The organism is Pseudanabaena minima str. Chao 2107 (assembly GCF_051131155.1).
In the GTDB taxonomy this organism is placed as follows: domain Bacteria; phylum Cyanobacteriota; class Cyanobacteriia; order Pseudanabaenales; family Pseudanabaenaceae; genus Pseudanabaena; species Pseudanabaena minima.
In genome coordinates this window covers 3,388,654-3,400,755 of record NZ_CP159508.1, presented here as the reverse complement: position 1 = coordinate 3,400,755, position 12,102 = coordinate 3,388,654, and the positions used below count along the sequence as shown (strand labels likewise).

Sequence of the window (12,102 nt, the reverse complement as noted above, 5' to 3'; positions counted from 1 at the left end):
CCAATAATTTAGATTTTTGTAGGGGTTATGCCCCCGTGCCAGCCCTAGACTTAGATGATCGTAGGAATTCTATCCACGTAACATCAGTTATTAATTTGTAATTCGTAATTATCCAAATCACCAATCACCAATTACCAATCACCAAATAAAATGACAAACATTAACGATCTCTTTCAATCTGCTTTAGATGATGGCAGCCTTTCCAATGAATCTTTGCAAGCACTTACTGTTTATGACCTTGGCGCACAAATTCAAGCAGGGCTTGGTATTCATGTTGATGATGTCATGTCTAGCGAAGTTGTGCTAGTGACAATTATGCCCGATGATTCGGGATCGATTCAATACTCAGGAAATGCTCAGGCTGTGCGCGGCGGACATAACTCCGTCATTGATGCGCTCACATCTTCACAGCAACAAGATAATATTCTCATTCACAATCGTTATCTCAATGGCACAATTCTTTATCCTTACTGCCCGATCGCACAGGCGATCCGTATGGATTCCAAAAACTACACCCCAAATCAAGGTACACCCCTTTATGATCAGACGGTAGTGCTATTGGGGACTGTATTAGCGAAGTCTCAGGAATTCTCGGATAATGGCGTGCCTGTTCGCACCGTGACCCTAATTATTACTGACGGTGATGATTGTCATTCGATGCGTCATACAGCTAAGGATGTGGCCGCGATCGCCCACGACATGCTACGAATGGAAAATCATATTATTGCGGCGATGGGTATTGACGATGGCTCTACGAATTTTCGCCAAGTGTTTAAAGATATGGGAATTCGTGATGAATGGATTCTCACACCTGCTAATAGCGATGGTGAAATTCGTAAGGCTTTTCAGGTGTTCTCGCAGTCAGCGATGCGCGTGAGTCAGAGTGCAGCTAATTTCAATTCTTTAGGCGGATTTGGTGGTTGAATAAGTGGAATCCTAATCTTAAATTGAGTTCCTTGATTGAGTTCTGAATAACACTCTATAACTCCACCATGCTGCTCAACAATGATTTGATAACTGATTGACATTCCCATACCTGTCCCTTTGCCAATAGGTTTAGTCGTGAAAAATGGGTCAAACATTTTATCTTTAACTGATGTTGACATTCCCATGCCATTGTCTGCAATTATAATCTCTACCCAATCTGTATCAATCAGAGCAGTTCTGATATGAATTTGTCTTGATTGACACAGATTGGGGTCTTCTGCTGCTAAAGGGTCACTTTTATTAAATTTCATCTCATCTAAGGCATCTATGGCATTAGTCAAAATATTCATAAACACTTGATTTAATGCACCAGCGTAGCATTCTACTAGAGGAATATCCCCGTAATTTTTGATAATTTCAATCTGTACGAACTCAGCCTTAGATTTCAAGTAATATTCCAAAATCTGCAATGTACTATCAATACCTTGATGAATATTGACTTTTTTTAAATCAGCTTGATCCATACGCGAAAAATTTCGCAATAACAAAACTATCTGATGAATTCGCTCACTACCAAGCTTAATAGAATCTAAGATTTTGAGTAGATCTTCCTGCAAAAAATTGAGATTGGAAGAATTTAAAGCACTCTGTATTTCAGGAACTGGCTCTGAATAGTGCTTCTGATATAAACCAATGAAGTGTAATAAGTCACTGACATATTCTTGAATATATTTAACATTGCCATAAATGAAGTTAACTGGATTGTTAATTTCATGAGCAATTCCTGCAACTAGCAGCCCTAAGCTAGACATTTTTTCATTTTGCAGCATTTGAGATTGACTCAACTTCAAATCATGCATCGCTTTTTCTAAAGCTTCTGCTTTTTGCCTGAGTGCAGTTTCTGACTTTCCTAAACTCTCATTAGTCTTCTCTAGCTTTGTTTTAGTTTCTAAAAGTTTTCTTTCTGTACGTTTACGATAATTAATGTATTGATGTACTAATCCTAGAATAGTTATCCAAGCTACTATTAAAATTAGCAAACTTAAGAGACTAAATAGACTAGACCTTGACAAAGTGGAACCATAAAATTCTAAGCTGGATTTGACTCTTGATTGTAAAGCTGTACTAGTTAGTTGCATTCCCTCGCTATAAATCCGTTTCTGTTGTTCATATTCTGCGCTAGATAATATAGCAAGAGCTTTTTGCGATTTTCCTTGACGAATCAAGTTAAATGCTTCATTTTCCATTGCAACTAATTTGATGTTTGCCTTATCAGTTTGGATAGCATGACTTGCGTAGGTTTCTGGTGCGATCGCAATAGTTTGCTTGATTACTGCATCAAGCTTCGGTTCAAACGTGCGATACCGATTTTCCCATTGTAAATCTCCTGTTGACGATGCCATCCTTGCAGACATGGTGAGTACTTCATCGAGATAGATAATCTCATCGCTTAGCCGTTGTAGTTGAAATTCAGGAGTAATTTTTAAATTAAAGCTTTGAGAGATTTGCCATACATTCCAACTGCCTAATGCAACTAAAACTAAACTAAAAACTACAGCTAGACTGAGCAATGGCATCAGAAACCTATTAGTTAGATAGTTCAATTTACGAATTGGGCGGCTTATATTTCCCATGTTTCAAAAGGGATAAAAAGTTAATTAAATATGAGAAAACATATACAATAAAACTAAATTAATTAAAGTTTTAATTGAGCAATTTGCTTGTATATCTGTCGCCAAGTGTATGAGGACATAAACCCCAAGAAGAGAATGACGGCGCTTCGCGCCGCCATTCTCTTCTTGGGGTTTGCTTTTGTCCTAACACAATCGACGGCAGATATAAGTTGTCACTAAAGATTTTACAGAGTATTGCTTGTAAAGATATTTCTATACTGCTTCTTGGCATTTGCGGCGTGCGAAGCACGACGCAAATGGGTATATCGAACTCACGTTAACTTAATGTCTAGAGATTCTAAAATGGACTCTATGTTCCATGCTTGAATTCCTAAAAGTAAAGGATCAGAAGGATGAACGGTATTGATAAGATTTACGCGCTGATCTAAGGCAGCCCATGCGATCGCAGATTGAGAGAAGCCATCTTCGATCCATACAATTTTAGGAGTATTCCCAGAATGATAGATCACTGCAATAGTTTTACTATCGTCGATTTCATCGAGTTCTAATTGTTTTCGATACCTGCCAATTACATAGTTTGCTTTAGCAAAAGTGATGGGATAGCCAACAGTCCAAGGGGCAATCCCAGCCCAACGATTCCAAATATTTGAATGTTCCCGCCAGCCCGAAGACATCCAGAAAGGTTTGATATGCTCTGCTTGATCTATCGCCTTGAGAAGTGGCTTGACTAAAGGTGATGGCGAGCCTCGGAGATCTTTGTCTTGATATGTACCAAGAAATTGTGAATCTGCGTTGATGCTTGTGTTAACTACGCCATCAATGTCAAGGAAGAGAAAGATTTGTTCCATAGGTCTACACCATAAACAACATCGGAAAGCCGAGAATTGTATTTATTTAGTCGATTTCGTTAGCAAATACAGTAGCGATCGCTTGTTTCGCATCGGTACGAAATTCTTGGACATTGACTCGACTTAATAGAAATACGGCAAAAATCATCACTGCGGCTTCGCAAACAAAAACGAAGCTATAAGCTAATGTCGGCAAACTGAAGATTTTTTTGCCAATATCTAGCACCACACCACCTGTAACTGTGGCAAGTCCTCTAGCGATCGCTTGAGATAGTCCCCAAGCACCGATAAAGGTTCCCGCAGTTTCCGCCGCCGTGAGGTCAAGCATGAGACTCAAAGCACCTGAAGTCGTAATTCCAGAAGCAAATCCAAATAGAGTTAAAGCACCTTGTAAGACGGGGATTTTTTGGGTAAATCCTGCAATTAATAATAAGGCGCAACTACCCGCAACTAAGTAACAACCCAGCTTGGTGGAATTTTGCTTGCCAAGGCGCGGCACAATCAAGAATCCTGAAGAACTCAACCCTATAAGGGTTCCTGTGCCAAAAGCGGCATTAAGTTGTGTGGTTTTACAAATGCTCATGCCAAATACAGCACCGCCAAAGGGTTCCATAATTGCATCTTGCATGAAAATACCAATTGTCATCATTAGCAAGAATGAGAAGAATAAACCTGTTTGTTTGCTTGCCGTCAACACTCGTAAAGCTTTACCAAGACTAAGTTTATCCTCTGTGGCAGTGGTTCCATTGAGAATGTGGTTTTCGGCAACACGCAACTTATAACGGGAATACTTCTGCTCAATGCCATAGGTAGCGAACAGCGATAAACCAACTACCGCCGCAGGAATGACCATAAATACAAAGTTAATTGTTTTTTGTAATGTTGCGAGTTTATTCGCATCAGTATAAATAGAAATATTACTAGGTGGTGCTTCTGAACATTGCAAAAGCCGAGAAACCACGATCGCACCAATCACAATTCCCACCATCAACATCGACCAGACGATGCCCACTAGCTTAGAGCGATCCTCTTCGTCGGATACATCCACTAACATCGCAGCAAAAGGTGTGGAACTTAGACTAATCGACATTCCATACAGCGCAAACATAGCAGCCAAGGCGATCGTCCAGCCATAGGTGACACCATTCCAGCCAATCTCATGCACACTGCGTCCCAATTGCCACATCACCTGTGTTGTGAAAAAGGCGATGATCGCGAAGATCACGGCTCCAATCCAGACATAGCCTGAGCGATGGGTTCCGAATAAAGTTTTGGCATCGGATGTCTGCCCAAACCAAACTCGCGTCGGAGACACAAACAGAGGCATCGCAATAAACACGGCGGCGAGGGTAGCAGGAATCGCTAGTTCGTTGATCATCACACGGTTCAACAACCCTGCGATCAACAAAGACATAATTCCTAAGCCCATTTGAAATAGCCCGATCCTAAACATTTGGAGCAGTGGCAATTTAGGCGGTATTTGGGACGGGGTTTCGTCTAAATTTGCGATATCGACTTGGTTATTCATCGGTTGCGATTGAAATTAAAAAAATTAGTAAAAACACTATTATCTCAAACTTCCGCAGAATTGCGCTAGCCGATCGCTAAACAAGCTCATAGACTCTAAATCAATCTTGATTGTTGGTTGTTGACCTATGAGCGACTCTAAATCAATCAAGTTGATCAAATTGAGATGGGGATAAATCTATGAATTCTTGTTTGAAACGCTCAAATTTTTTATTGGCTTGTAGTTTAGTTCTCTGCTTTAGTACAAAGGTTTATGCAGAGGAGTTACCTCAAAACTTTAATGCAATCAAGTCAATTAATCATCAAATTCAGCAAGTTAAGCCACAAAAAACTAAGCAAAATCCCAATCCTCAATTATTAAATGCTCGATTACTAATTGCTTCTCAAAATGGTGACCTTAAGGAGGTGCGATCGCTAATTTCCCAAGCAACCGATGTCAATGTCCGCGATGAACATGGATGGACACCGATCCTATGGGCTGCGATGAATGGACATACTGATGTGGTGCGAGTTTTATTAGTGTCAGGCGCAAATCCCAATACCCGCAATAAGTATGGATGGACTCCACTGATGTGGGCGGCAGGTCAAGGCTATAGCGAAATTGTGCGATCGCTAATTGCATCAGGGGCGCGGCTAAATGCACAGGATCGCAATGGCTGGACAGCGATGATGTGGGCATGGGATGGCAATCAGCAAGAGACGGTCGCAATTTTACGAAATGTGTCTAATGATTAAAGCGCCCCGATCGTGATCCCTTCTTGTTCCATTCTCAACTTGATCCGTCGCCGAAATTCCCTTGCCACAAGCAATTGCTGAAGTGGCTGTGTTTTAATCCAGATCCGAATTAACATACCTGACTGTTGCAAATCGTCAATGCCAAGAACCTCTGGAAGTTCAATAATTCTGTCACGCCAGAAATTTTCTTGGTAAATCTCTTCGGCTAGATTTCTTAAAATTTCTAAAGCGCGATCGGGATTAGTGTCGTAGGTCACACGAATTGCTAAATCCACTCTTGCCCAGTCCTTAGAGAGGTTACGGACAATTGCAATCGAGCTATTGGGAATGGTAATGAATTGACCTTCGTTATTACGGATTTGAGTAACTCGTAAATTCATATTTTCGACTAATCCCCTCAGTTCACCCACCATAATCATGTCTCCCACTGCATACTGATCTTCTAAAATAATCAAAAAGCCATTAATTACATCCTTAATTAGTCCCTGAGCCGCAAAGGAAATAGCAATACCAACAATTCCTGCACCCGCAAGCAGTGGAATTAAATCAACTCCCACAGCAGAGAGAATTGCTAAAGCTCCTAATCCAATCAAAGCGATCGCTGCAACATTTCTGAGGACTTGCGAAACCGTAGATACGCGCAGATCTAATCTCTGGTACGACTTCAGTACTTCAAATTCCCTAGCCTTAAGAAAGCCAGCGAAGCGATCAATCAATAGATTACTTATCCGAACTAACAGGTATGTACCAAAGGCGATCGCTGCAATTTTGAGAGGAGTCGATAGTAAGAAAGATTGTATCCAGCGACTGTAGGGAAACAGCCCTAAAACGACAAAACTACAGACACCAAAAATACTGAAATAGCATATTTCTAAAGCACGTCGTTTCAAATCACTGAGGTTTGCTCGTAGTTTTTGACGTAGGCGCTGCTCTAGTTCTGTAATAGGATCATTAGCAGCCTGAAGGGCATCCCCTTCAGGCTCAGTCCCAGCTACTTCTTGTTCCTGCTTTAACTTGAGTTGTCGTTGTAAATAGCTAATTGCTCTCATCCCAAAAATCATCGCAAGCAGAGTTCCGACTGCGATTAAGCCTTGGTTGATTAGGAAGGGTACTTGCCGCTCTTGTCTGGCTTTAATCAGTGCATTACGCAAAATCTGCGTAATTTGATTAGCCCAATCTTTAGCATCTCGTCCTTGGATTTGAGCATCAATATTGGTCACCGTCATCAGATATCGATCTTGAATCGCAATTACTGGTTGCTCATTCTTAGGATCAATCTTGATAGTTATTGACAAGTTATTAGCATCAAGATTGTTATTAGCCAGAAGATGCAATTGATTTTCAATATCCTGAACACGCTGCTCTAGCAAGACTTTTTGATTAAGAGTTGGAGCCGCTAGTACAAACAATGGATAGCCATCAAGTCTGACCACAGCATAATCAATACTTTGAGTATTAGGAATATTCTGACCAGTTAGCCAATTTAGTTTTAGAATATCAGACTGCCCCCAAGCCATTTGACTAGTGGCAAATAAGAAGGAAAGAGTGATCGCACTCATGCATAAAATGCCAGCACGAATCCATCGCTTCCAAAAGTGTATCTTGGTTGGGAGTAATCGACTATGCATTGGTAATTAAAGCGCCTTACGCTGACTTAAAACCCAAAAGAGGTTTTGAAGGTGGCGCAAAGCGCCACCTTCAAAACCTCTTTTATATCCATTAAAGCCTGAATAGGCTGTAATAAGCAGCATCTTTGTTAAACTCTTCTCAAAACAAATAGATTACCTTCATTTCCTCTACCAATGCGGAGATCTTGATCAAGATAAGTAGTCTCTAACCAACCCTTTTGATCTTCTCGCTTAATTTGGAAATCGATCGCCAATAATTTCTTAGGCGATCGTAAAGTATTGATAAAACTATTTACATTTTGATAACCAATTAAATTTTGCGAACCTGCTACCAAACGCTCAAAATCAACCTTAACCCGCTTGTCAGAAACAACAGTAAAGTTTGCACAAACACTTACTAGACCACTTAGTAAAGGTAATCCCTTAATCTCAGCAACATTAAAAATCTTTCCTTCCGATACGCGCAAACATTGATAGATGTTGCCCAGCTTGTAAAGTGGAAAGCGATCAATTCCCAAAAGCTCTTGGCTAGTCGTAAATAACAATAACCAATTGCCGTCCAATAATTCAGGGGATTGAGTAGGCGCAGGTGTAGGATTTAGTTCTTCAAGATACGCAACTGCTGAAAAAATCATTTTACGCTGATTTTCGGACATTTGTAAGCCGCGATTCACAGGTGCGATCGCATTAATTAGATTTGCTTTGCGAGTATTGCTAGTCATAACTTTATTCTATCGCGATCGCACTTCGAGAATATGGCATTTGAATATAGCAATCCTAAATGAATCGTGAGAAGATAAATCCCATAACAACAATGAGCTTCATCATCGCCTTTCTTGCAAACCTTCTATGGTCTCGTCATAGAAGGTTTACAAGAAAAGCACCCGAATCACCGAGCTTTTACCAGTCCAGAATCTACAAATAGTTTTAAGGACGATATCATATAGGTTAAGCAAAAGTAAAAATAAAAAAAAGACAATATTCAGATAGCTTATTGTATTAATTGGGTAAAATCATGTAAGCTATTGCGCGTATTGATAAAATTAAATCAATCAATAGTGAGAATTAGATTCATAGTATCTAAACTCTTTTATGAATCATACGTTCGCTAGTAAGTTTGTTCAGGTATAGTACATCGTTAAGATGAAAGAACTGAATAAATACAATCTAATTTGAATAGCTATTAAGATACCTAGCATCTGGGAGAGGCTTCTAGACATCTTGTCTTGATATTCAAATGCCCATACGTAGGCTGATCCTATAAGTCTGCAAATATTCTGCTAGATTTCGATGAAATCAATGGAAATCTCAGACTTTTTTTCAAATGCTATTTGGATCAACTACTAAAATTAATTTTTGATAGATCGCTGCTATCTACAGATAGGTAATGTTGATTAAACACTACCTATAAGGAAACACTTTGTTGCTTTTTTATTGAGGAAAATCAATCCGATATGCTTAAATTTAATCCACAAAACAAATTACAGTCTTCATTCTATCGGTTGATAGCAGCGACATTAACAATGGGTGGCGTGTCATTGTTGCTTCCATTAGTAGCCTCAGCTCAGATTACTCCCGCTGGCACGGTGATCCGAAACTCGGCGACAGGCACTTACGTAGATCCCAACAACCCAACAAGTACTCTTAATACTACGTCTAACACAGTTACAGTTACTGTTGCTGAAGTAGCTGGTATTACTGTTGCAGGATCTGGGATTGCAGACCAAAATGCGGGTACTGTTCAACCTGGTGATCTGCTGATCTATACCTATACAGTAACAAACGTTGGTAATGCTCCTACCAGCTTCCAAATCCCCAATTTGGCTACGGTAACAGCAGGATCTGCAACCGTCTCTGGGTTGCTACCAGGAGCAGTGTCTAACGGAGCATTGCAATATAGTACGGACGGAGGAGTAACTTGGTTAAATATTCCTGCTGGTGGCGTGACTACTGGCGCGATTCCTGTCAATGGCACTGCCTTAGTCCGTGTCCCCGTCACAGTTCAAGCTGGTGCACCACCCTTGTCTACGATCAGTGTCAGACTAGGACAAACTCCTGGCGATGCTCAAAACCAACCACGTATTGCCGATGGTGGTGATGTTTACACTGTAGATTCTGACAACACCTTAACACCAGTCAACGGGGTAAGAGAAGCCAGTTCCACCCAAAGCATTCAAGTAGGAAATACTGCTGCAACTAGAGCGCTAGCAACTATTCTCAAGACCAGAACAGCTTACAATCCAGGCGACCTTGCTGTACTCAATGATGACCTGATATCTTATGGTCTGAGTTTACGGGTTGAGAATAATGATTTAACCAATACTGGCGTAACTCCTGCGGCGTTGGCTGGCACACCAATCACAGTTAACACTGGAGCTGGAGCTGCCGTCAGTAACCGCATCTTAGTTTCTGATGCTATTCCAGCAAATACAGTTCTTAATGCTGCGCCAACGCCTCCTATTGGTTGGTTGGTAGTTTATAGTACTACTGCTATTGGTGCTACTACAGCAGAAACTGTGACTGACTGGACAACTACTGCTCCAGCTTTGAACACCGTGACAAGAGTAGGCTTCATTAATGATCCTAATATTGTGACTTCAGTTGCGCCTGGTGCTACTGTAACTGGCTTTAACATTCAAGTTCGGACTACTGTTGCCACCCTCTTACCTACAAATATTTACAACATTGCTCAAGTAGTTGGTACAACTGCTGGTGGCGGTCCCAAAATCTATGACAATTCGGGCGACCAAAACCCTAGTAACTTTAATAATGGCACTGTTCCCGGAACCTTCCCTACGACAACGGATACGGGCTTTATTCCTGGGGGCACAACTCCACCGAATATAGACACAGGTAATAATAACCAAGCGCCTAACAATACTATTGGTAATGTTAACCAAACTCCGATTGCAGTGGCTGCTGCCAATTCCTTATTGAATGGACCAAATGGACAGCCTGCTGCCTTTGGACCCACTAATCAAAACGATGACTTTACCAATCAGTCTGCATTAATTCCTCCAAATCTTGCTCCAGGATCAACACTTGATCCAGCCGCAGTATCTTTTACTAACACAGTTCAGAATACTGGTACTGCTAATACTAATATTTCCCTTGTACCAACACCACCAGCAACACCAGGTGACTTACCTACAAATACATCGGTGACGATATCCTATCAAGGTTTATCAGCTACCTACAACTACAATGGTACTGTTTTTACATTTGTAAGTGGTGTGGGTACTGTAGGGGGAAATCCAATTAGCGCAACAAATCCTCTAAGAATTGATGCAGTTGCAGCCAATGGTGGTACTGCTAGTTATGGGGTCAGTGTAAATCTGCCTGCTGGTACACCACTTTCGACTGATGGTGCTGCACAGGGTGTTGCTAATGTTGAGCGCGGATTCCCTGTTCCAATTACAGCCTTCAGTGATACGAATGCAGATGGTTTACCTACTGCTGGTGAACCTCAAAATATTACTATTGACCGAGTTTACACTGGGTTCTTGCAATTACTGAAAGAGTCGCGACTTCTACAGGGAACTGGTCCAGCAATCACTGGAGCTCAAGGCACATTTAGCATCACTGCAAAAACTCCTGCTCCAGGCAATATTATTGAGTATCGAATTACCTATAGAAATATTTCTTCTGGAGGAGGAAGCAATAGCGTTCTCCTGAATGCTTCCTCTATAGTAATTACAGAAGATGGGGTTATTGGTGGTGCTACTGGCAATAACTGGGCATTAGACTCTGACAACAATGGTCAAATTGACACTAGCAATATTGTTGGTTCAGCAGTTGACTCTGGAGCTTCTACTATCACCTTCTTCAGCGGAAATCCATCAACTACCTCTAGTGGAGACCAAACTGGTTTGACTGCTGCTACAGATGTTACAAGGTATGTCAATACAGTTACTGGCACAGTTATCCCTGGTGCTAGTAGAACTTTTAGTTTCCAACGTAGGTTGAACTAGAACTAAGAACCCATTTAAGAATTAATTTAGATTCACTCAGTCCCCCCTCAAAAACAGGGGGATTGAGCGAACTCTACTAGAGCTTTTATTACTTAGAAAGTAGTTCTTAATGGTTTCTAAACCCAGCTTCTCCAAATTACTTGATGTCTATTTATTGATTATTGTTGTAAATCAGGTAAGCCAAATGAAACGTATAAATGTAATCGGATTGAGTGCGCTAGCCCTTATTTCTTCTATCTCTTTTGCTACTGTAAGGCCTAGCTTAGCTAGTTTGCAAAATAATGATCCTGCGATCGCGCAAACGGCTAAGCAAGAAGCACCAGTGCAACTCAAACTAGCTGCTGAAAGGCAATCAATTATTGCCACAGCTTCTGGTCGTATTGAGTGGAAGCCAATGCCAACTGATGTCTCACTCCGTCCAGGTGAGACCATTCGTTATGTTTTGACTGCTAGCAATATTAGCGATCGCCAAATCAAAAAGTTAGTCGTCAATCAACCGATTCCCAAGGGTTCAGTTTATGTCTTGGGTTCAGCAACTTTGCCACAAGTAGAAGGAGCGAGATTAGACTACAGCATTGATGGCGGTAAAACCTACAGCGAAAATCCCACAATTCGGGTCAAGCTAGAGAATGGCAAAATTGTCACTCGTCCTGCGCCAGACAGTATGTACACCAATATTCGATGGAGCTTTGGAGACAATTTCTCAGCTAAGACAATTGCCTATGCAACCTATCAAGTTCGTATTCGTTAGAGATCGGGACAAAACTGCGATCGCTAGCTTAAATATACACAAATCTCCTCAGACTCAGATTTTGAGCGTTTAAGGTTAACT

The 12,102-nt window shown here is 41.0% G+C and carries 9 protein-coding genes; 4 read left to right on the top strand and 5 right to left on the bottom strand.

Features of this window, described 5'->3' with window-relative positions; genetic code table 11:
• The first annotated feature begins 150 nt into the window (after positions 1-150).
• On the top strand, positions 151-924 hold the full coding sequence (locus ABM313_RS15545; RefSeq protein ID WP_094534094.1) for a hypothetical protein: 774 nt from the start codon (positions 151-153) through the stop codon (positions 922-924).
• On the opposite strand, the gene ABM313_RS15540 is transcribed toward ABM313_RS15545, so the two are convergent.
• The 3 genes from ABM313_RS15540 to ABM313_RS15530 all read right to left on the bottom strand — a co-directional run bounded on the left by ABM313_RS15540 (position 879) and on the right by ABM313_RS15530 (position 4,937).
• The gene (locus ABM313_RS15540; protein WP_434684089.1) at positions 879-2,561 is read right to left on the bottom strand and encodes a sensor histidine kinase; all 1,683 of its coding nucleotides are present in this window, start codon (positions 2,559-2,561) and stop codon (positions 879-881) included. The genes ABM313_RS15545 and ABM313_RS15540 overlap by 46 nt on opposite strands.
• A gap of 311 nt (positions 2,562-2,872) precedes the next feature.
• Positions 2,873-3,409 (bottom strand): hypothetical protein, encoded by a 537-nt coding sequence (locus ABM313_RS15535; RefSeq protein WP_434684088.1) that lies wholly within the window; start codon positions 3,407-3,409, stop codon positions 2,873-2,875.
• A gap of 46 nt (positions 3,410-3,455) precedes the next feature.
• Positions 3,456-4,937, bottom strand: coding sequence for a BCD family MFS transporter (locus ABM313_RS15530; RefSeq protein WP_434684087.1), 1,482 nt, complete (start codon positions 4,935-4,937; stop codon positions 3,456-3,458).
• Between the two features lie 179 nt (positions 4,938-5,116).
• On the opposite strand from ABM313_RS15530, the gene ABM313_RS15525 reads away from it, so the two are divergent.
• On the top strand, positions 5,117-5,671 hold the full coding sequence (locus ABM313_RS15525) for an ankyrin repeat domain-containing protein (protein WP_434684086.1): 555 nt from the start codon (positions 5,117-5,119) through the stop codon (positions 5,669-5,671).
• Here the strand turns inward: ABM313_RS15525 and ABM313_RS15520 are convergent.
• Together ABM313_RS15520 and ABM313_RS15515 are read right to left on the bottom strand one after the other, a co-directional pair.
• Positions 5,668-7,230 (bottom strand): mechanosensitive ion channel family protein, encoded by a 1,563-nt coding sequence (locus ABM313_RS15520; protein WP_434684085.1) that lies wholly within the window; start codon positions 7,228-7,230, stop codon positions 5,668-5,670. The genes ABM313_RS15525 and ABM313_RS15520 overlap by 4 nt on opposite strands.
• 197 nt (positions 7,231-7,427) lie before the next feature.
• Positions 7,428-8,021: a PAP/fibrillin family protein gene (locus ABM313_RS15515; protein WP_434684084.1), complete on the bottom strand. Its 594-nt coding sequence runs from the start codon at positions 8,019-8,021 to the stop codon at positions 7,428-7,430.
• A 732-nt stretch (positions 8,022-8,753) separates the two neighbouring features.
• On the opposite strand from ABM313_RS15515, the gene ABM313_RS15510 reads away from it, so the two are divergent.
• The gene (locus ABM313_RS15510; protein WP_434684083.1) at positions 8,754-11,270 is read left to right on the top strand and encodes a beta strand repeat-containing protein; all 2,517 of its coding nucleotides are present in this window, start codon (positions 8,754-8,756) and stop codon (positions 11,268-11,270) included.
• A gap of 109 nt (positions 11,271-11,379) precedes the next feature.
• Positions 11,380-12,021 (top strand): hypothetical protein, encoded by a 642-nt coding sequence (locus tag ABM313_RS15505; RefSeq protein WP_434684082.1) that lies wholly within the window; start codon positions 11,380-11,382, stop codon positions 12,019-12,021.
• The last annotated feature ends 81 nt before the right edge of the window (positions 12,022-12,102 follow it).

What these genes read in the sequence shown, in the direction of transcription:
- ABM313_RS15510 (WP_434684083.1), top strand. Translation starts at nt 8,754, where the DNA reads ATGCTTAAATTTAATCCACAAAACAAATTACAGTCTTCATTCTATCGG.
- ABM313_RS15520 (WP_434684085.1), bottom strand. Translation starts at nt 7,230, where the DNA reads ATGAGTGCGATCACTCTTTCCTTCTTATTTGCCACTAGTCAAATGGCT.
- ABM313_RS15540 (WP_434684089.1), bottom strand. Translation starts at nt 2,561, where the DNA reads ATGGGAAATATAAGCCGCCCAATTCGTAAATTGAACTATCTAACTAAT.
- ABM313_RS15505 (WP_434684082.1), top strand. Translation starts at nt 11,380, where the DNA reads ATGGTTTCTAAACCCAGCTTCTCCAAATTACTTGATGTCTATTTATTG.
- ABM313_RS15545 (WP_094534094.1), top strand. Translation starts at nt 151, where the DNA reads ATGACAAACATTAACGATCTCTTTCAATCTGCTTTAGATGATGGCAGC.
- ABM313_RS15515 (WP_434684084.1), bottom strand. Translation starts at nt 8,021, where the DNA reads ATGACTAGCAATACTCGCAAAGCAAATCTAATTAATGCGATCGCACCT.
- ABM313_RS15535 (WP_434684088.1), bottom strand. Translation starts at nt 3,409, where the DNA reads ATGGAACAAATCTTTCTCTTCCTTGACATTGATGGCGTAGTTAACACA.
- ABM313_RS15525 (WP_434684086.1), top strand. Translation starts at nt 5,117, where the DNA reads ATGAATTCTTGTTTGAAACGCTCAAATTTTTTATTGGCTTGTAGTTTA.
- ABM313_RS15530 (WP_434684087.1), bottom strand. Translation starts at nt 4,937, where the DNA reads ATGAATAACCAAGTCGATATCGCAAATTTAGACGAAACCCCGTCCCAA.